The 19,883-nt window shown below is 62.8% G+C and carries 17 protein-coding genes; 9 read left to right on the top strand and 8 right to left on the bottom strand.

The window, feature by feature from the left end:
* Window positions 1-206 precede the first annotated feature (206 nt).
* From C2L65_RS03025 to purN, 3 genes are all read right to left on the bottom strand, one after another.
* Window positions 207-1,562 carry a mechanosensitive ion channel family protein gene (locus tag C2L65_RS03025; RefSeq protein WP_042310453.1) on the bottom strand — a complete coding sequence of 452 codons (1,356 nt, stop codon included), beginning with the start codon at window positions 1,560-1,562 and terminating at the stop codon, window positions 207-209.
* Between the two features lie 97 nt (window positions 1,563-1,659).
* Window positions 1,660-2,919, bottom strand: a complete 1,260-nt coding sequence (locus tag C2L65_RS03020; RefSeq protein WP_042310450.1) for an RsmB/NOP family class I SAM-dependent RNA methyltransferase — start codon at window positions 2,917-2,919, stop codon at window positions 1,660-1,662.
* On the bottom strand, window positions 2,916-3,581 hold the full coding sequence (gene purN / locus C2L65_RS03015) for a phosphoribosylglycinamide formyltransferase (RefSeq protein ID WP_042310448.1): 666 nt from the start codon (window positions 3,579-3,581) through the stop codon (window positions 2,916-2,918). Before purN ends, C2L65_RS03020 begins: the two co-directional genes overlap by 4 nt.
* Window positions 3,582-3,699: 118 nt before the next feature.
* Here purN and C2L65_RS03010 point away from each other — a divergent pair, with 118 nt between their 5' ends.
* The 6 genes from C2L65_RS03010 to dut all read left to right on the top strand — a co-directional run bounded on the left by C2L65_RS03010 (window position 3,700) and on the right by dut (window position 11,140).
* Window positions 3,700-4,692, top strand: coding sequence for a bifunctional riboflavin kinase/FAD synthetase (locus C2L65_RS03010; protein ID WP_042310446.1), 993 nt, complete (start codon window positions 3,700-3,702; stop codon window positions 4,690-4,692).
* A gap of 176 nt (window positions 4,693-4,868) precedes the next feature.
* Window positions 4,869-7,706: an isoleucine--tRNA ligase gene (ileS, locus tag C2L65_RS03005; RefSeq protein WP_042310444.1), complete on the top strand. Its 2,838-nt coding sequence runs from the start codon at window positions 4,869-4,871 to the stop codon at window positions 7,704-7,706.
* Window positions 7,706-8,206 (top strand): signal peptidase II, encoded by a 501-nt coding sequence (gene lspA, locus C2L65_RS03000; RefSeq protein ID WP_007586246.1) that lies wholly within the window; start codon window positions 7,706-7,708, stop codon window positions 8,204-8,206. The genes ileS and lspA overlap by 1 nt, the downstream gene beginning before the upstream one ends.
* 160 nt (window positions 8,207-8,366) lie before the next feature.
* A complete protein-coding gene (gene coaBC / locus C2L65_RS02995; protein ID WP_233446494.1) occupies window positions 8,367-9,539 on the top strand; it encodes a bifunctional phosphopantothenoylcysteine decarboxylase/phosphopantothenate--cysteine ligase CoaBC in 1,173 nt (390 codons plus the stop codon).
* Between the two features lie 85 nt (window positions 9,540-9,624).
* On the top strand, window positions 9,625-10,629 hold the full coding sequence (locus C2L65_RS02990) for an LLM class flavin-dependent oxidoreductase (RefSeq protein WP_042310440.1): 1,005 nt from the start codon (window positions 9,625-9,627) through the stop codon (window positions 10,627-10,629).
* A 64-nt stretch (window positions 10,630-10,693) separates the two neighbouring features.
* Entirely contained in the window at window positions 10,694-11,140 is a 447-nt protein-coding gene (gene dut, locus C2L65_RS02985; RefSeq protein WP_035986177.1) for a dUTP diphosphatase, read from the top strand.
* A gap of 95 nt (window positions 11,141-11,235) precedes the next feature.
* Here dut and clpA read toward each other — a convergent pair whose 3' ends face one another.
* Both clpA and clpS read right to left on the bottom strand, forming a co-directional pair.
* Window positions 11,236-13,536: an ATP-dependent Clp protease ATP-binding subunit ClpA gene (gene clpA, locus C2L65_RS02980; protein ID WP_042310436.1), complete on the bottom strand. Its 2,301-nt coding sequence runs from the start codon at window positions 13,534-13,536 to the stop codon at window positions 11,236-11,238.
* Window positions 13,533-13,847 (bottom strand): ATP-dependent Clp protease adapter ClpS, encoded by a 315-nt coding sequence (gene clpS / locus C2L65_RS02975; protein ID WP_007586255.1) that lies wholly within the window; start codon window positions 13,845-13,847, stop codon window positions 13,533-13,535. The genes clpA and clpS overlap by 4 nt, the downstream gene beginning before the upstream one ends.
* Before the next feature lie 539 nt (window positions 13,848-14,386).
* On the opposite strand from clpS, the gene cspD reads away from it, so the two are divergent.
* Window positions 14,387-14,593 carry a cold shock domain-containing protein CspD gene (gene cspD / locus C2L65_RS02970; RefSeq protein WP_007586257.1) on the top strand — a complete coding sequence of 69 codons (207 nt, stop codon included), beginning with the start codon at window positions 14,387-14,389 and terminating at the stop codon, window positions 14,591-14,593.
* A gap of 92 nt (window positions 14,594-14,685) precedes the next feature.
* Here the strand turns inward: cspD and C2L65_RS02965 are convergent, their stop codons facing one another.
* The 3 genes from C2L65_RS02965 to icd form a co-directional block, all read right to left on the bottom strand.
* A complete protein-coding gene (locus C2L65_RS02965) occupies window positions 14,686-16,311 on the bottom strand; it encodes a multicopper oxidase family protein (RefSeq protein ID WP_042310434.1) in 1,626 nt (541 codons plus the stop codon).
* Between the two features lie 137 nt (window positions 16,312-16,448).
* On the bottom strand, window positions 16,449-16,793 hold the full coding sequence (locus tag C2L65_RS02960; protein WP_042310431.1) for a hypothetical protein: 345 nt from the start codon (window positions 16,791-16,793) through the stop codon (window positions 16,449-16,451).
* A gap of 155 nt (window positions 16,794-16,948) precedes the next feature.
* Window positions 16,949-18,205 (bottom strand): NADP-dependent isocitrate dehydrogenase, encoded by a 1,257-nt coding sequence (gene icd / locus C2L65_RS02955; RefSeq protein ID WP_042310429.1) that lies wholly within the window; start codon window positions 18,203-18,205, stop codon window positions 16,949-16,951.
* Window positions 18,206-18,587: 382 nt separating this feature from the next.
* On the opposite strand from icd, the gene C2L65_RS02950 reads away from it, so the two are divergent.
* Together C2L65_RS02950 and C2L65_RS02945 are read left to right on the top strand one after the other, a co-directional pair.
* Window positions 18,588-19,163: a pseudouridine synthase gene (locus C2L65_RS02950; RefSeq protein ID WP_042310427.1), complete on the top strand. Its 576-nt coding sequence runs from the start codon at window positions 18,588-18,590 to the stop codon at window positions 19,161-19,163.
* Window positions 19,164-19,564: 401 nt separating this feature from the next.
* Window positions 19,565-19,759, top strand: coding sequence for a hypothetical protein (locus C2L65_RS02945; RefSeq protein ID WP_042310425.1), 195 nt, complete (start codon window positions 19,565-19,567; stop codon window positions 19,757-19,759).
* Window positions 19,760-19,883 lie beyond the last annotated feature (124 nt).

The following is a 19,883-nucleotide window of genomic DNA, read 5'->3' as shown; positions in this document are numbered from 1 at the left end:
GGCCATTTACCTAGGAACGGAAGACATTCGCAGAAGGATACAACGGCGGATGTCAAGAAAGTGAAAGCAACGAGTTATTTACGACGATATTCTACGCGAACGGTTCCAAGTATCTGTAACAAATAAGGAAATTGTTGTGCTGCATCAACCGGTTGCCGCTGAAAAAGGGGCGAAATCCGGCTGGATGCCCCCCGCAAAGACCCGTTTCAGGCGGCACTGCCCGATTCGTTCGCGACGGGCCCGGTCATTGTTACAGCCTGCGACATGATGTCGCTGGAGCCGGCGACGATGCGCACTTCGCGTTGCGCATACGGGATCGCGATGCCGTTCTCCGAAAAGAGCCGCCAGATGTTGCGATTCACGTTCGAGCGCACGGCGGACGTGCCCGTCGCTGCGTCCTGAATCCAGTAGCCGAGTTCGAGATTGATGCCGTCAGGCCCGAAGCCCGCCAGATAAGGCGTGGGCGCCGGATCCTGCAGCACGCGGTCGACACCCTGGGTTGCCTCGACAAGCAGCGCCATCGCCCTTTCGACATCGGTCGAATACGAGATCTGGAGCGTCGCCTTGGCGTTGCCACGCGTCAGGTATGACGATTGGTTCTGCACGACGTCGGTGATGAGCTTTTCGTTCGGAACCAGCGTTTCGATCCCGTCGAGCCCGCGCACCACCGTATAGCGCGTGCGGATCTGCGTGACCATGCCTTGCAGGCCGCTCACGTTGATCGTGTCGCCGATGCGCAGCGACCGGTCGATCAGGATGATGAAGCCCGACACGTAGTTGCTCGCGATCTTCTGCAGACCGAAACCAAGGCCCACGCCGAGCGCGCCGCCGAACACGCCGAGCACCGTGATATCGATACCCACCAGCGACAGGCTGATCAGGACGGCCCCCAGTATCAGCAGCGCCCGGCCGACGCGCGACAGCACCACTTTCAGGTTCGCGTCGAGTGCGCCCGAGCGCATCAGCCGGTCTTCGAGCGCCGCGCCGAGCCACATCGCGACGATCATCGTCACGCAGACCCACAGCAGCCCCGACAGCAGCGACAACAGCGTCACATGCGTGTTGGCGATCCTGAACTGCACGCTCGCCATCCACTTGAGCACGTCGTTCTGGATACCCATCACGGTCAGCACCATACCGATCCAGACGATCAGCGACACGACCTTTTCGACCAGCGACAGCCACGTATGCGCGCTGTCATCGCGGCCGAACACGCGCCGCGCGAGATAGAACACGATGTAGATCAGCCCGATGCCGAACAGCGGCACCAGCGCGAGGTCGAGCAGCGACGTGTGAATGAACTGCCCGGCGATGGCCCGCGCGATCCACACGAGCACGCCGCCCAGCAGCGGAAAGAGCGCGCGGTTGAGCGCCTCGGCGCCGAAACGCAGCGCGCCATAACGCGTTTCGCGCTTCGCATCGAGCGCGCGGCGCATAAGTCGCGCGAGCAGATACGCGAGCGCCAGCGTGCCGAGCAGCACGCCGACCTGCCAAAGAATCACGGGCTGGCCGAAGTCGCGCACGACGTCGCCCAGCATGTGGAAGAAGAGATGGTTTTGCATGTTGTTTCCAGCGGCTGGCGTTTCCAGCGGCCGGCGCGGCGCTCACACAGCGCGCGCCGGCCAGACCGGTCAAGCCCGGCCGTTCGCGTGGCAGGCCTTAGCCGCGGCGTTCCAGCACGGCCGCGAAGAAGCCGTCCGTCGCATGACGATGCGGCCAAAGCGACAGGTAATCGCCCATTTCCAGTTCGATGCGCTGCTCAGCGAGCACGTCGCGCGCGGGCACGAGCACGAAATCCGGGTGATCGGCGAGAAACTGCTGCACGACGCCTTCGTTTTCCGCATCGAGGATACTGCACGTCGCGTAGACGAGGCGGCCGCCCTTCTTCACGAGACGCGCGGCGCTCGTCAGGATGGACAACTGCTTCGGCGTCAGTTCGGCGATCGATTCCGGCGACTGACGCCATTTCAGATCGGGATTGCGACGCAGCGTGCCGAGGCCGCTGCACGGCGCATCGACCAGCACGCGGTCGATCTTGCCCGCCAGCCGCTTGATCTTCGCGTCGTGTTCGCTGTCGATCAACACCGGATTCACGTTCGACAGCCCGCTGCGCGCGAGGCGCGGCTTGAGCTTCGCGAGGCGCCGGTCGGAGATGTCGAAGGCATAGAGACGGCCCGTCGAGCGCATCATCGCGCCGAGCGCCAGCGTCTTGCCGCCCGCGCCCGCGCAAAAGTCGACGATCATCTCGCCGCGCTTGGGCGCGACCAGCGAGCACAGCAGCTGGCTGCCCTCGTCCTGCACTTCGAGCCAACCGTCCTGGAACGCGTCGAGCTTGGTGAGCGGCGGCTTGCCGACCACGCGGACGCCGAACGGCGCGAACGGCGTCGCGCCCGCCTCGATGCCCGCCTTCGACAGCGCCGACAGCACTTCGTCGCGGCTCGCCTTGATCGGGTTTGCGCGCAGGTCGAGCGGCGCCGGGTAGTTCAACGAGGCGGCCAGATGCGCGAGTTCTTCGGCTTCGAAGCGCTTGCTGAGCGCCTGGTAGATCCAGTCGGGCAGATTCAGACGGGTGCGCAGCGGCAAGCTCTGCGGATCGATCTTCGCCACGTGTTCGAGCCACGCGTTCTCGGCATCCGACATGAACGGCTTCAATGCCGTGCGGCCCGCCGTCTGCATCAGTCCGAGCAGCGTGAGGCGCCGGGCAGGACTGCCCGTGCCGCCTTCGGCCAAATGCGCAAACTCCATCCGGCGACGCAGCACCGCGAATACCGCTTCCGCGATCACGCCGCGCTCGCCGTGGCCGAGCTTCGGATGCGCGCGGAAAAAGCGGCTGGTTGCGGCATCGGCGGGGCCGGTGAACTTGAGGACTTCAGCGAGTAGTGTCTCGGTTTGTCCAATCAGAAATCCATGCAGTTTCATTCGCCCTCCCTGGCGGTGTTCTGGCTTGTTGTGTCAAGGAAGAGCCATTGAGGCTCAGATGGCGTCACGGTGACGCGCAGGCCGTCGACGGCAATACGCCCTTCGACGAACCAGCGCACTGCGCGCGGATAAATAACATGTTCGGTGTCGAGCACGCGCGCCGCGAGCGTCGCGGCATCGTCGCCAGCCAACACGGGCACGGCCGACTGCAGCACGATCGGCCCGTGATCGAGCGTCGGCGTGACGAAATGCACCGAGGCGCCGTGCAGCCGCACGCCGGCGTCGAGCGCCTGCTGGTGCGTCTTGAGGCCCGGAAAGCTCGGCAGCAGCGACGGATGCACGTTGATCATGCGACCCGCGTAACGGTCGACGAATGCGTCGGTCAGCACCCGCATGAAGCCGGCGAGCACGACGAGATCGGGCGCGAAGCCGTCGATTTCACGCGCGAGCGCGGCGTCGAAGCTTTCGCGGTCGGGAAACTGGCGGTGGTCGACGACCTTTGTGGCAATACCTTGCGACGCCGCGAATTCAAGCCCCGCGGCATCAGGACGGTTGGCAATCACGGCGGCAATACGTGCCGGCCAGCCTTCGCTCGCGCAGGCGCGCACGATGGCTTCCATGTTGCTGCCCCGTCCGGAAATCAGAATGACGAGATTTTTCATTTGCGGATTTTATCATTCGGCCAGGCCCCGATCCGCGCGCCGGCGCCGTGTGGCGCCCTGTGCGTTTATAATCGATTGTTTTGCGGCATCCGGCCCGCTCAAATCCTACGCCTCTATCGTGAGAGTCTTCCGCGGTCTTCCCAATGCCGAGAGCCGTGCGCCGTGCGCACTGACCATCGGCAACTTCGACGGTGTCCACCGCGGGCATCAGGCGTTGCTCGCCCGCGTCCGCGCGGCCGCTGACGCGCGCGGCCTGCCCGTCTGCGTGATGACCTTCGAGCCGCATCCGCGCGAGTTCTTCAATCCCGCCAGCGCGCCGCCGCGCATCGCGATGCTGCGCGACAAGCTCGAAGCGCTGCGCATGAACGGCGTCGACCGCGTGGTCGTCGAGCATTTCAATCACACGTTCGCGAGCCAGTCGCCGGATACGTTCGTCCAGCGGATCATCGTCAACGGCTTGCATGCGCGTTGGGTGATGATCGGCGACGACTTCCGCTACGGCGCGAAGCGTGCGGGCGATTTCGCGTCGCTGAAGGCGGCGGGCGAAGAGTACGGCTTCGAAGTCGAGCAGATGGCGACCGTCGCCGATCCGTCCGGCGCGCGCATTTCGAGTTCCGGCGTGCGCACGTCGCTGATCGCGGGCGACCTCGACGCGGCACGCGCCGCGCTCGGCCGCGACTATCTGATCAGCGGTCACGTCGTACACGGTCTGAAGCTCGGCCGCGACCTCGGTTTTCCCACGCTGAATCTGCCTATCGCGCACAAGCGTCCCGCGCTGTCGGGCATTTTCATCGTGCGCGTGCATGGCATCGCAGACCAACCGCTGCCGGGCGTCGCGAGCCTCGGCTTGCGCCCCACGGTGGACGATTCCGGCCGCGTGTTGCTCGAAGTGCATCTGCTCGACTGGCATGGCGACGCGTACGGCAAGCTGGTGCGCGTCGAGTTTCTGAAGAAGCTGCGCGACGAAGAAAAGTTCGTCGATCTCGAAACGCTGACGGCCGCGATCGCGCGCGACGTCACGAACGCCCGCGCATGGTTCGAGGCAATCGGCGACGCGCCGGGCAGCCGTTCCACTGGTTTCGCCACGTCGGCCACCGATCGAATTAGATGACCGTCGCGGTACGTGCGCAGCGCTTGCGCGAACCACGTACCGTCCGCCGCGCATCGACGGGCGCCGCACGCAGCATGTGCAACGGCCCGCGTCGTGCGCGACGTAGGGCGCCACACGGCGCCACTCAGGTCCTCGCGCATGCCGCGCCCTAACACCGTATTCACCGCTACCTCACCATGAGCAACAAGAAAGCCGATTCGAAACCGCAGGCCCGATATCCCGTCAACCTGCTGGACACGCCCTTCCCGATGCGCGGCGATCTGCCCAAGCGCGAGCCGCAATGGGTGAAGGACTGGCAGGAGCGCAAGGTCTACGAGCAGATCCGCGCCGCCTCCAAGGGCCGCAAGAAGTTCATCCTGCACGACGGCCCGCCGTATGCGAACGGCGACATCCACCTCGGCCACGCGGTGAACAAGATCCTGAAGGACATGATCGTCAAGGCGCGCAACATGGCGGGCTTCGACGCTGTCTACGTGCCCGGCTGGGACTGTCACGGCATGCCGATCGAAATCCAGATCGAAAAGCAGTTCGGCAAGTCGCTGCCCGCCGCCGAAGTGATGCAGAAGGCGCGCGCCTACGCGACCGAACAGATCGAAAAGCAGAAGTTGGGCTTCCGCCGTCTGGGCGTGCTCGGCGACTGGGACAACCCGTACAAGACGATGAACTTCGCGAACGAAGCGGGCGAAATCCGCGCACTCGCGAAGATCATCGAAAAGGGCTACGTGTTCCGCGGCCTGAAGCCGGTGAACTGGTGCTTCGACTGCGGCTCGGCGCTGGCGGAAGCGGAAGTCGAGTACAAGGACAAGACCGACCCGACCATCGACGTGCTGTTCACGTTCGCCGAGCCCGAAAAGACTGCGCAGGCGTTCGGCCTCGCGTCGCTGCCGCGCAACGAAGGCGGCATCGTGATCTGGACGACCACGCCGTGGACGATCCCCGCGAACCAGGCGCTCAACGTACACCCGGAGATCGTGTACGCGCTCGTCGATACGCCGCGCGGCCTGCTGATCCTCGCTGAGGAGCGCGTCGAAGACTGCCTGAAGTCGTACGGTGTCGAAGGCAAGGTCATCGCGACGGCGCTGGGCGCGAAGCTCGCGAACCTGCGCTTCACGCATCCGCTCGCGTCCGCGCATCCGTCGTACAAGCGCACGGCGCCCGTCTATCTCGGCGATTACGTGACGACGGAAACGGGCACGGGCATCGTACACTCGTCGCCCGCGTACGGCGTCGAAGACTTTATTTCGTGCAAGGCGCACGGCATGGCCGACTCGGACATCATCAGCCCGGTGATGGGCGATGGCCGCTATATCGAATCGCTCGCGCTGTTCGGCGGCCTGTCGATCTGGGACGCGAACCCGAAGATCGTCGAAGCGCTCGACGAAGCGGACACGCTGCTGCGCACCGAAAAGTACCTGCACAGCTACATGCACTGCTGGCGCCACAAGACGCCGATCATCTATCGCGCCACGTCGCAGTGGTTCGCCGGCATGGACATCAAGCCGAACGACACCGACAAGACGTTGCGCGAAACGGCGCTCGAAGGCATCGAGGCGACGGCGTTCTATCCGTCGTGGGGCAAGCAGCGCCTGTTCGCGATGATCGCGAACCGTCCCGACTGGACGCTGTCGCGTCAGCGTCAGTGGGGCGTGCCGATGGCATTCTTCGTCCACAAGGAAACGGGCGAACTGCATCCGCGCACGCTCGAACTGCTCGAAGAAGTCGCGAAGCGCGTCGAAGTGTCGGGTATCGAAGCCTGGCAAACGCTCGATCCGCGCGAGCTGATCGGCGACGACGCGAACATGTACGAAAAGAACCGCGACACGCTCGACGTGTGGTTCGATTCGGGCACGACGCACTGGCACGTGCTGCGCGGCTCGCACAAGGACCAGCTGCAGTTCCCGGCAGATCTGTACCTCGAAGGCTCGGATCAGCATCGCGGCTGGTTCCACTCGTCGCTGCTGACGGCGTCGATGCTCGATGGCCGTCCGCCGTACAACGCGCTGCTCACGCACGGCTTCACCGTCGACGGCGAAGGCCGCAAGATGTCGAAGTCGCTCGGCAACGGTATCGATCCGCATGAAGTCGCGAACCGTCTGGGCGCGGAAATCATCCGTCTGTGGATCGCATCGACCGATTATTCGGGCGAACTCGCGATCTCCGAAGAAATCCTGAAGCGCGTGACGGAAAGCTATCGACGCATCCGCAACACGCTGCGCTTCCTGCTCGCGAACCTGTCGGACTTCGACTTCGAGAAGAACGCGCGCCCCGTCAGCGAGTGGCTGGAGATCGACCGTTATGCAGTCGCGCTCACGGCCAACCTGCAAGCGGACATCCTGTCGAACTACGACAAGTACGAGTTCCACCCGGTCGTCGCGAAGCTGCAGACGTTCTGCTCGGAAGACCTGGGCGGCTTCTACCTCGACGTGCTGAAGGACCGTCTGTACACGACGGCGCCCGATTCGAACGCGCGCCGCTCGGCGCAGACCGCGCTGTATCACATCGCGCACGGCCTGCTGCGCCTGATGGCGCCGTTCATGTCGTTCACGGCCGAGGAAGCGTGGAAGGTGTTCCAGCCGCAAAGCGAGACGATCTTCACGGAGACGTACCACGCGTATCCGGAAGTGCCCGACGCATCCACACTGCTCGACAAGTGGACGCTGTTGCGCGCGGTGCGCAGCGACGTGACGAAGGCGCTGGAAGAAGCGCGCGTCGCGAACCAGATCGGTTCGTCGTTGCAGGCGGAAGTCGAAATCAGGGCGAGCGGCGCGCGTCATGACGCGCTCGCGAGCCTCGGCGCCGACCTGAAGTTCGTGCTGATCACGTCGGGCGCGACGGTCGTGAGGGTCGACAGCGAAGCGGAAGAAGGCGTCGACGTGATCACCTCGAAGTATCTGAAGTGCGAACGCTGCTGGCACTATCGCAAGGAAGTCGGCGAAAACGCCGAGCATCCCACGCTCTGCGGCCGCTGCATCAGCAATCTGTTCGGCAACGGCGAAACGAGGAGCGCGGCATAATGTCCAGAACGCTGTCGAAACCGGCGGGCGGATCGCTCGCACCGTGGCTGGGCGTCGCGGTGATCGTGATCCTGTTCGACCAGTTGACGAAGATCGCGGTGGCGAAGGTGTTCGCGTACGGCTCGTCGCATGCCGTCACGCCGTTCTTCAACCTCGTGCTCGTCTACAACCGCGGCGCAGCGTTCAGCTTTCTCGCGATGGCGGGTGGCTGGCAGCGCTGGGCATTCACGGCGCTCGGCGTCGCGGCGGCGCTTCTGATCTGCTATCTGCTCAAGCGCCACGGCACGCAGCGGCTGTTCTGCGCGGCGCTCGCGCTGATCATGGGCGGCGCGATCGGCAACGTGATCGACCGCCTTGTGTACGGACACGTGATCGACTTCCTCGATTTCCATGTCGGCACGTGGCACTGGCCGGCGTTCAATCTCGCGGACAGCGCGATCACGATCGGCGCGGCGCTGCTGGTATTCGACGAACTACGGCGCGTGCGCGGCGCGCGCTGACATAACAACGGGCGGTGTGCGGCGCAGTGATGCACCGCATACACCGCTCACGCAGTCTTGCAGTACGAAGCCGGCGCGCTTCACCGATGCGCCGGCCATCACGTCTTGTCGGAGGCATCAGTTGGCCACAGAACTCGCCGGAAAACACATCGTCCTCGGCATGACAGGCGGGATCGCCTGCTACAAGATCGCTGAACTCACGCGTCTGCTGGTCAAGGCGGGCGCGACCGTCCAGATCGCGATGACGGAAGCAGCGACGCAGTTCATCACGCCCGTCACGATGCAGGCGCTGTCCGGCCGCCCGGTCTACACGAGCCAGTGGGACGCGCGCATCGCGAACAACATGCCGCATATCGATCTGTCGCGCGAAGCCGACGCGATCGTGATCGCCCCCGCCTCCACCGATTTCCTCGCCAAGCTCGCGCACGGCCTGTGCGACGACCTGCTGTCCACGTTATGCATCGCGCGTGATTGCCCGCTGCTGGTCGTGCCCGCCATGAACCGTCAGATGTGGATGAACCCGGCGACGCAGCGCAACGTCGCGCAGTTGCGCGCAGACGGCATCGAACTGCTCGGCCCGGACTCGGGCGCGCAGGCGTGCGGCGAAGTCGGCGACGGGCGCATGCTCGAGCCGGAAGCCGTCTATGAGGCGATCGCCTCGTTCTTCACGCCGAAGGTGCTGGCCGGCCGCCGCGTGCTGCTAACGGCAGGCCCGACCTTCGAGCCGCTCGATCCCGTGCGCGGCATCACGAACCGTTCGAGCGGCAAGATGGGCTTCGCGCTCGCGCGCGCGGCGCAGCAAGCCGGCGCGGAGGTGCATCTCGTCGCAGGCCCGGTCGGTCTGGAGACGCCGTGGGGCGTCTATCGCGAGGACGTGCAGACGGCGCAGCAGATGCACGACGCCGTGATGCGCGCGGTGCCCGACTACGACATCTTCATCGGCGTGGCGGCCGTCGCCGACTGGCGCGTCGATCACGTCGCCGAGCACAAGATCAAGAAGACAGCCGATCACGCGATTCCGTCGTTCGCGTTCGTCGAGAATCCGGACATTCTGGCTTCCGTCGCGAAGCTGCCGCATCCGCCGTTCTGCGTCGGCTTCGCGGCGGAAAGCGGCGATCTCGACGTGCATGGCGAAGAGAAACGCAAACGCAAGAAAGTGCCGCTGCTGATCGGCAACCTCGGCCCGCAGACGTTCGGGCTCGACGATAACGAAGTCGTGCTGTTCGAAGCCGCCGGCACGACAAAGCTTCCGCGCGCGGACAAGCAGACGCTCGCGCGCGCGCTTATTGCGGAAATCGCAAAGCGCCTGCCGGATGCGAGCGTGATCGGTTGAGCGCGTCGCGCTGCTTACCGCGCGCTTCGCCACAGTGAACCGCCACGCCCGAATGCAATCTTTCAGCTAACGCCATGGTGCTGTCATGACCCTGCTCTCCGTCCTCGACCAGACACCCGTGATCGACGGGCATACCGTGGCCGACGCGATCGCCGCGACGGTCGAACTCGCGCAACTCGCCGACGACCTCGGCTACACGCGCTACTGGTGCGCCGAACATCACGGGCTGTACGGCGTGTCGAACCCCTGCCCGGAAGTGATGCTCGCCCGCCTCGGCAGCGTGACGAAACGCATCCGCATCGGCTCGGGCGGCATCATGCTGCCGTACTACAGTCCGTTCAAGGTCGCCGAGCAATTCCTGATGCTCGAGGCGCTGTTTCCGAACCGCGTCGATCTGGGCGTCGGGCGCGCGCCGGGCGGCGACATGCGCACCGCGCAGGCGGTCGCGGCGGGCGACTACAATCGCGGCGAACTGTTTCCGCAGCAGGTCGCCGATCTCGTCGCGCTGATGAGCGGCACGCTGCCGTCCGATCATCTCGCGCACGGCGTGCTGCTACAGCCGCAAGTGGAAACTCGCCCGCAACTGTGGGTGCTCGGCTCCAGTGATTTCGGCGGCATGCTGGCCGCGCAACTGGGCATCCGCTTTTCATTCGCGCATTTCATCAATGCGCATTTCGGGCATGCTGTCGCGCACGCGTATCGCGAGCGCTTCAGGCCTGGCAACGAGCAGAAGCCGTATCTCGCAGCCGCTGTGTTCGTGATCTGCGCAGACACGGAACAGGAAGCCGCGGACCTCGAAAAAGCCGTCGATCTGCGCCGCGTGCAGATGGCCTATGGACTGAACGAGCGGGTCCCTTCCATCGCACAAGGGCTCGCGCAGGAATACGGCGAACGCGAGCGGCTGATCATCGACCGGGAGAAGCCGCGCAGCGTCGTCGGCACGCCGGAGTCCGTCACGGAACGCATGCACGCACTGCAGGAACAGTTCGACGCCGATGAACTGATCGTGCTGTCGGTCACGGGCAGCTATCGCGCGCGGCTGCGCTCGTATGAACTGCTTGCCGACGCGTTTGAACTCGGCAAGTCATGAATCGATCACGGCGGTCCGTCGCCATGACGCGCGCCGCCACTTCTTCAACCTCTCTCCGAACTGCATGAAACTCGACCTGAAGATTCTCGACCCGCGCATGCGCGAACAACTTCCCGCCTACGCCACGCCGGGCAGCGCGGGCCTCGACCTGCGCGCGTGCCTCGATGCGCCGCTGACGCTCGAACCCGGTCAAACGGCGCTCGTGCCGACCGGCCTCGCGATCCACGTAGCCGATCCCGGCTATGCCGCGCTGATCCTGCCGCGCTCGGGCATGGGCCACAAGCACGGCATCGTGCTCGGCAACCTGGTCGGCCTGATCGACTCGGACTACCAGGGCCAGTTGATGATCTCGACGTGGAACCGCGGCACGACCACGTTCACGCTGAATCCGATGGAACGCCTCGCGCAACTGGTGATCGTGCCCGTCGTGCAGGCAACGTTCAACATCGTCGATGAGTTCGAGACGAGCGATCGTGGTGAGGGCGGGTTCGGCAGCACCGGCAAACACTGAGGCGTTGCTCAGTTTCTGTTGCGCGAGCAACAAAACAAAAACGGCGTGGGTTTTGAAACCCACGCCGTTCTTTATTGCTTCGGGCAGTTCGACGCTTAGTCGACTTCCACCGCTTCCGGATTCGGATTGCGCGGCGGTGTCGAGTTTTCGTCGAACGTCAGCGCGACCTTGTCGTCCGCATCGACGTCGACCGTCACCCGACCACCGCTCATCAGCTTGCCGAACAGCAGTTCGTCGGCCAGCGCGCGGCGGATCGTGTCCTGGATCAGACGCTGCATCGGACGCGCGCCCATCAGCGGATCGAAGCCGTGCTTCGCGAGATGCTTGCGCAGCGCGTCGGTGAAGAGCGCGTCGACCTTCTTCTCGTGCAGTTGATCTTCCAGCTGCATCAGGAACTTGTCGACCACGCGCATGATGATTTCTTCATCGAGCGAGCGGAAGCTGATCGTCGCATCCAGACGGTTGCGGAACTCCGGCGTGAACATGCGCTTGATGTCGGCCATTTCGTCGCCCGACTCGCGGCGCGTCGTAAAGCCGATCACCGACTTGCCCATCGCTTCGGCGCCCGCATTCGTCGTCATGATGATGATGACGTTGCGGAAGTCCGCCTTGCGGCCGTTGTTATCCGTCAGCGTGCCGTGGTCCATCACCTGCAGCAGCACGTTGTAGATATCCGGATGCGCCTTCTCGATTTCGTCGAGCAGCAGCACGCAGTGCGGCTTCTTCGTCACGGCTTCCGTCAGCAGACCGCCCTGGTCGAAACCGACGTATCCCGGCGGCGCGCCGATCAGACGGCTCACCGCGTGACGCTCCATGTATTCCGACATGTCGAAACGGATCAGCTCGATGCCCAGCGTGAACGCCAGTTGCCGTGCGACTTCCGTCTTGCCAACGCCCGTCGGGCCGGAGAACAGGAACGCGCCGATCGGCTTGTCCGTCTTGCCGAGACCTGCGCGCGCCATCTTGATCGAAGCGGACAGCGCATCGATAGCGGGATCCTGACCGAACACGACGGCCTTCAGATCGCGGTCGAGCGTCTGCAGCTTGCTGCGATCGTCCTGCGACACGCTTTGCGGTGGCACGCGCGCGATCTTCGAAATGATTTCCTCGATCTCGCTCTTGCCAATCGTCTTCTTCTGCTTCGACTTCGGCAGGATGCGTTGCGCCGCGCCCGCTTCGTCGATCACGTCGATAGCCTTGTCGGGCAAATGACGATCCGTGATGAAGCGCGCCGACAACTCAGCCGCCGCCGACAGCGCACCCGACGAATACTTCACGCCGTGATGCTCTTCGAAGCGTGACTTCAGGCCGCGCAGGATCGCCACCGTCTGCTCGACGGTCGGCTCGGTCACGTCGATCTTCTGGAAACGACGCGACAATGCCGCGTCTTTTTCGAAGATGCCGCGGAATTCCGTGAAGGTGGTCGCGCCGATGCACTTGAGCGTACCCGACGACAGCGCCGGCTTCAGCAGATTCGACGCGTCCAGCGTACCGCCCGATGCGGCGCCCGCACCGATCAGCGTATGAATTTCGTCGATGAACAGGATCGCGTTCGGACGTTCCTTCAGTTCCTTCAGAACCGTCTTCAGGCGCTGTTCGAAATCACCGCGATACTTGGTGCCAGCGAGCAACGCGCCCATGTCCAGCGAATAGACCTGCGCATCCACCAGAATGTCGGGCACTTCGCCGCGCGTGATGCGCCATGCGAGACCTTCGGCGATCGCCGTCTTGCCGACGCCAGCCTCACCGACCAGCAGCGGATTGTTCTTGCGCCGACGGCACAGCACCTGAACGACGCGCTCGACTTCCGGCTCGCGTCCGATCAACGGATCGATCCGGCCGTCCTTCGCCATCTGGTTCAGGTTCTGCGTGAATTGCGCAAGCGGCGTTTCCTTTTGCGCGGCGGCTTCGTCCGATTCCGCATTCGCGTCGGTCGACTTCGCAGCTTCGGAGCTGTTGGTCTTCGCGATGCCATGCGAAATGAAATTGACGACGTCCAGACGCGTCACGCCCTGCTGCTGCAGGTAATACACCGCGTGCGAATCCTTCTCACCGAAGATCGCCACGAGCACGTTCGCGCCCGTCACTTCCTTCTTGCCGTTCGACGTGGACTGGACGTGCATGATCGCGCGCTGGATCACACGCTGGAAACCCAGCGTGGGCTGCGTATCGACGTCGTCGGTGCCCGGAACGGTCGGCGTATTGTCGTGAATGAAGTTGCGCAGGTTCTGACGCAGGTCTTCAATATTGGCCGCGCACGCGCGCAGCACTTCGGCCGCCGTCGGGTTGTCCAACAGCGCCAGCAAAAGATGTTCGACCGTTATGAACTCATGCCGCGCCTGGCGCGCTTCCATGAACGCCATGTGCAGGCTGACTTCCAGTTCCTGGGCAATCATGCTTCCTCCATCACGCACTGCAGCGGATGCCCTGCCTGCCGCGCGTGGGTAACGACTTGCTCGACTTTGGTCGACGCGATGTCCCGCGTGTAGACCCCACAAACTCCCCTGCCCTCTCGATGGACCTTCAACATGATCTGCGTTGCGGTCTCACGATCTTTATTGAAATACTCCTGCACGACCATCACGACGAATTCCATCGGCGTGAAATCGTCATTCAACAACACCACCTTGAACATGGCGGGCGGTTTCAGCTTTTGATCCTGCCGCTCCAGTACGGTGTTGTCCTGCTTGTCCGGGATAATCGCCATACACCCATTCTAAACAACTCGGACAGGCCCGCAATCCTGTCAAAACCCGACCGGCTGGCCGGACATCTGTTCCCTCCGGCCCTGTGGAGCGGCCTCTCGCGGGTGCGCCCTGCGCCGGGCCGCATGCGGTAGCGGCCCTCCGGTATATCCGTGTTGCAGCTTGATGACTGCAGTCGGATCGAGTATCGCACAACCCGGGCCAGCAAGCTGATGACACGCCAACCCGCAAACTGCCTCTCACCGCTGAACTGCATGTGAGTCGATTATGCGACTTTTCAAGACGCGCCGCTTGCGCCACCGCACATAAGAAAAGCGGGAAAAACCCTGGAAATTGGTTCTTTACAACGAAGAAATGGGCGTCTCAAAATTTTCTTGACACTCGAATAAAGAGACTCAACAATCAAGCTGGCACTTTTTTCAACAAGCCGTTTATACGAAAAAATGCCGTTGGTGAGCTTGTGAGGAGGGACGACTGCAATCCGTGGTCGTTGAGCTTTTCGAGGGCTCGTGGCAGCTTTTGAGTTACAGGGGAAGTTGGTATGGCAACTGGTACGGTCAAGTGGTTCAACGACGCGAAAGGTTTCGGATTCATTACGCCCGACGAAGGCGGTGAGGATCTGTTTGCACACTTTTCGGCTATCCAGATGAACGGTTTCAAGACCCTCAAGGAAGGCCAAAAGGTTAGCTTCGAGGTCGTTCAAGGCCCGAAGGGTAAACAGGCATCGAACATTCAGTCCGCAGCCTGAGACGTTCGATCCGCAGCCTTGAAAACCCGGCTTCTGCCGGGTTTTTTCGTTTCTGGCCTGTGTACTGCCTCTATCGATAACTACGGCCGCATTCAGACAACCTTGAGGGTTGCCATCATGCCGAGATCCTCGTGTTCCAGTATGTGGCAATGGAACATCCGCTCGCCCGCGTCGCGCTGCACCGTCGCGATGCGCACCGTCTCGCCGGGCTGCACGTTGACGGTATCCCGCCATGCGAGAAACGGCTCGCGCGTGCTTGCGCCGCCCCGCTCCCGTCCGATCACCTGAAACTGCGTGCCGTGCAGATGGAACGGATGATCCATGTCCGTGCGGTTCTCGATCGACCAGACTTCGACTTCTCCGCGCCGGCTGGTGAGCGCGACGCGCGACGGATCGAAACTGGCGCCGTTGATCAAGAACTGCATGCCGGGCGGCAGCGCCGACATCGACGCGCCAGGACGGTGCATGGCGGTCATGTCCATCGCTTCGGTGAAAACGACGGATTTTTGCGGGGCTTTGTCGGCGGCGTTGTCAGTGCCTGGCAGGAGCGGCGCGATTGGACGTAGCGTCGGCGGCACGGCGCGCGCCGCGCCGCCCGGCGAGCCCGGCACGAAGCGCACGTCGGCGAGCGGTTTGGCAGGGTCGGCGGGCAGGCTTTTGCCCTCAGTCATCGTCATCTTGCGGCGGTCGTATGTGACAGCGGTGAGGATCGCCGCTGACGTCTGCGCACCTGCGCGCACGATGATCTCGGCGCGCTCGCCCGGCGCGAGCAGCAATTCCGTCAATCCGTCGCGTGGCTTGTCGAGCAGACCGCCATCGGTGCCAACCTGCGTGAAGGTATGCTCACCGCTCAGCGACACGCTCAGATAGCGCGCATTACACCCATTCCACAGACGCCAGCGCTCATCCTGCGCGACATCGATACGCGGGCGCCGCGCGCCGTTCACCAGCACGAACTGTCCTTCGCGGCCGTTCATCCAGTCCATCATGTCGTTCGGCGCGATCGACGCATCGCTTGCCAGTTTCAGGTCCGAGAAGAACAGATGCCGCTCGGGGAACGCGGCGAGCGGATCATCGGCGGCGCGCACGACGATCGGCCCGGCCAGCCCACGAAACACCTGTTCCGCCGACATCATGTGCGGATGCGGGTGATACCAGTACGTGCCGGCACTGCCGGGCGGCAGCGTGAAGCGATAGACGTGCGACGCGCCCGGCGCGACTGGGCTCATCGGATTGCCGTCCTGATCAGGCGGCACGGGCAGACCGTGCCAGTGGATCGTCGACGGCTGCGGCAGGCGGTTGACCAAGCGAATTTCGACGGTGTCGCCTTCGCGCACGTCGATGAGCGGACCGACGATCGGCCCTTGCGCGGCGTCGCCGTACAGCCATAGCGACGTCGAACGTCCCGGCATCAACTGGCGGCGCACGGGTTGCGCGACGAGCGTCGCGCGAAAGACGCCAGCCTCACTGCTCTCATTCGCGAGTTTGCGCAATGCGGCAAGCGGCGCGCCGGCGGGCAGTGCCGTTTCAGGCGCGAGCTTCGGGGTTGCGTGGGCGGCGTGCGAGTTGTCGGCATGCGTCGACGACATGCCAGGCATGTCGTCCATATCGCTCATGCCGGACATGCCGTGCATCGAGTGCTGCGCGAAGACGTTGCGCGTGAAGAGCGACGCGACGGCAACGCTCAATGTGCGGGCGAGAAAATCCCTGCGGATCATGGATCGATTCCTTGCTGATGCGGCGCGGCAACGCGGTTGCACGCAACGCATTGAACATGTGACGGAAGCGAGCGTGACGGATTCAGTCACGCATCGGTTTCTTGTGCGCCATTCGAATGAGCGCCGACATGAAACCGTCACACGATCGGCGGACGCACGGGCGGCGCGCGCGTGACGCTTGCGCGCGCGGGGTCGCTATTGGCGCCCGGCACATTCGACGACTCAATGCGCGCCGCCATGCCGATGTTCGACAGCAGTGCGCCGCAATGCGCGCCGCACGCCGTCATGCAGCACAGCGAATGCGTGCGATGGCAGGACGAGTTTGAATCGCTCGTGCTCGTCGACGTGTCGCGATGAACCGCATTCGTATGCATGCTCATCGCTTGTAGCACGGCATCGTGATGATGCTCGCACGCCGACGCGCCCTGCATGCCGAGCAAGGCGAACGTCAACACGATAAAAATGCGCCACAACGATGTCATGCCTGTCTGTCGATGCCAACAAGTGCGAGATGCAAAGAAAGTGAACCGATCATAACGCAGCCACGTTGCCGCGCAGATGACGAAAGCCCAAAACAAAACCCCGGTTTGCTGTCGCGCGCCGGGGTTTCGTTGAAGATGAAAGCGCTACGCCGCGCTCACATGTTGTCGATCATCACCTGACCGAAGCCCGAGCACGACACCTGCGTCGCGCCTTCCATCAGGCGCGCGAAGTCATACGTGACGCGCTTCGACAGAATCGACTTTTCCATCGACTTCAGAATCGCATCAGCCGCTTCCGTCCAGCCCAGATGCCGCAGCATCATTTCCGCCGACAGAATCTCCGAACCCGGATTCACATAGTCTTTGCCCGCGTATTTCGGCGCCGTGCCGTGCGTGGCTTCGAACATCGCGACGGAGTCCGACATGTTCGCGCCCGGCGCAATGCCGATGCCGCCCACCTGCGCGGCCAGTGCGTCGGAGATGTAGTCGCCGTTCAGGTTCAGCGTCGCGATCACGTCGTACTCGGCGGGACGCAGCAGGATCTGCTGAAGGAACGCATCGGCGATCACGTCCTTCACGACGACATCATTGCCCGTCTTCGGATTCTTCACCTTCATCCACGGGCCGCCATCGATCAGCTCCGCGCCGAACTCTTTTTGCGCGAGCGCATAGCCGTAGTCACGGAATGCACCTTCCGTGTACTTCATGATGTTGCCCTTGTGTACCAGCGTGACCGTGCGGCGATCGTGGTCGAGCGCATACTGGATCGCCTTGCGCACCAGACGCTCGGTGCCTTCGCGCGACACCGGCTTCACGCCGATACCCGACGAGTCCGGGAAGCGGATCTTCTTCACGCCCATTTCTTCGCGCAGGAACTGGATGACCTTTTTCGCCTCGGGCGAACCCGCCGGCCATTCGATGCCGGCGTAGATGTCTTCCGAGTTCTCGCGGAAGATCACCATGTTGACCTTCTCCGGTTCGCGCAGCGGCGACGGCACGCCTTTGAAGTACTGCACGGGGCGCAGGCACACGTAGAGGTCCAGTTCCTGGCGCAGCGCGACGTTCAGCGAGCGGATGCCGCCACCGACGGGCGTCGTGAGCGGCCCTTTGATCGACACGATGTAGTCCTTCACCACCTGCATCGTTTCTTCCGGCAGCCACACGTCGGGACCATAGACCTTGGTCGCCTTCTCGCCCGCGAAGATTTCCATCCAGTGGATTTTCTTCTTGCCGCCGTAGGCCTTTGCGACCGCTGCATCGACGACCTTGATCATCACGGGCGTAATGTCGACGCCCGTGCCGTCACCTTCGATGTACGGAATGATCGGCTGATCGGAAACGTTGAGCGAGAAATCCGGGTTGACTGTGATCTTGTCACCGTCAGCCGGAACCGTGATGTGCTGATACGCCATGATCGGACTCCAGTGATAGCTGTACTGTGAGAACAGGTTGGAAATGCGAAACCGGGGCGCCCCTCTTGCGCGCGACGCGGTGCCGCGCCGATTCGAGTGCTGATGCCAGATACCGATGCAGCAAGCGGCCAGGCGGTTATTCTAGCCCACGTCGGTGCAAGGCCGCGCTCGGGACATGCACATATGCCAGTACACCGGCGAGACTGCACGAGAACGAACACACTGTCTTATGTCTTATATAAGACATAAGACTTGCTCCAGCGCATTATGCATTAAGATCTCGCCATTCGCTACCCGACGCAGCCGTCGAGACTCGCAGCGCGCTTCGACGCCATGGCTGCGATCGCGCGGTTGACGCATCCGCCCTTCGCCTCGTTCACGCATGACTCTGCTCGCTCTCAACAAACCCTTCGGCACGATCTGCCAGTTTTCGGCGCACGAAACGCGCGCGTCGCTGGCCGATTGGGTAAAGATGCCCGGCATCTATCCCGCGGGGCGACTCGACTCTGATAGCGAAGGTCTACTGCTGCTCACCGACGACGGCGCACTGCAGGCGCGTATCGCGGAGCCGCGGCACAAGCTGGTGAAGCGATATTGGGCGCAAGTAGAAGGCGCGCCAACAGACGACGTTCTGAAGGCGCTCGCGCGCGGCGTCGATCTCGGCGACTATGTGACGCGTCCTTGTCGAGCGGAATTCGTCGAACCCAGTGAAGCGCTATGGGCCCGCACGCCGCCCATTCGATATCGCGCGGCGATTCCGACCACATGGATCGAACTGTCGATCACCGAAGGCAAGAACCGCCAGGTACGCCGCATGACGGCGGCCGTTGGCTTTCCAACGTTGCGTCTCGTTCGGGTCGGCGTCGGCGCGCTCGATATTTTTTCGCTTGGATTGCAGCCAGGCGAGAGCATCGAGCTACCTTCGCGCGCGCCCTGGGAAGGTGTCACATCGTCGTGAATACGCCCGCAAAAAACCTGCCGATATTCCGCTAAGTCGTTGTATCGACATGCGTTTTCTATTCGATTGCGTCATTTGAAAAATGCGCGCGAAAAGCGTTAAAAAGTACCGATCTGCGACGCGTTATCACACTCACAAAAATTCCTGAAAATTTTCGTCAACCGCGTCGCGCGTTCATGCGTTACTCGACGCAGATGCCGATAAAGCTGTCCGGCATTCAGCCTCAAGAGCCTTTGCACATGCCGCTCCAACGAGCTGTATGAAGGTGTCTGAACGCTCGCAGCCGCAAAGAAAAATTTCTTCGATGCGGATGTCAACCGAAAGGTGGACGGCACGTTTAACGACATGACTCAACCTAATCGGGTCATTGGGTTAATTAACTAAAGCTGAGGATTTGCAAAATGAACAAACTGATCGCCGCTCTGGTCGCTGGCCTCTTCGCAACGGCAGCATTCGCACAAGCTTCGGCACCGGAAGCAGCTTCGGCAGCTCCGGCAGCAGCAGCTTCGTCGCACAAGGCAACGAAGAAGGTTTCGCACAAGAAGTCGCACAAGAAGGCAGCAGCTCCGGCAGCAGCTTCGGCAGCTTCGGAATAAGTTTGTTGCAATAACGCAGTCAAGAATCAAGCAGTTTTGCCGTTCTTACGGCGTTGAAAGGCAGATGGCCACAAGGCTCTCTGCCTTTTTGTTTTTGACGCGCTCGCGTAACATGCGCGGATCA

This window comes from Paraburkholderia terrae, assembly GCF_002902925.1.
In the GTDB taxonomy this organism is placed as follows: domain Bacteria; phylum Pseudomonadota; class Gammaproteobacteria; order Burkholderiales; family Burkholderiaceae; genus Paraburkholderia; species Paraburkholderia terrae.
This window is presented reverse-complemented; position numbering and strand designations above follow the sequence as displayed.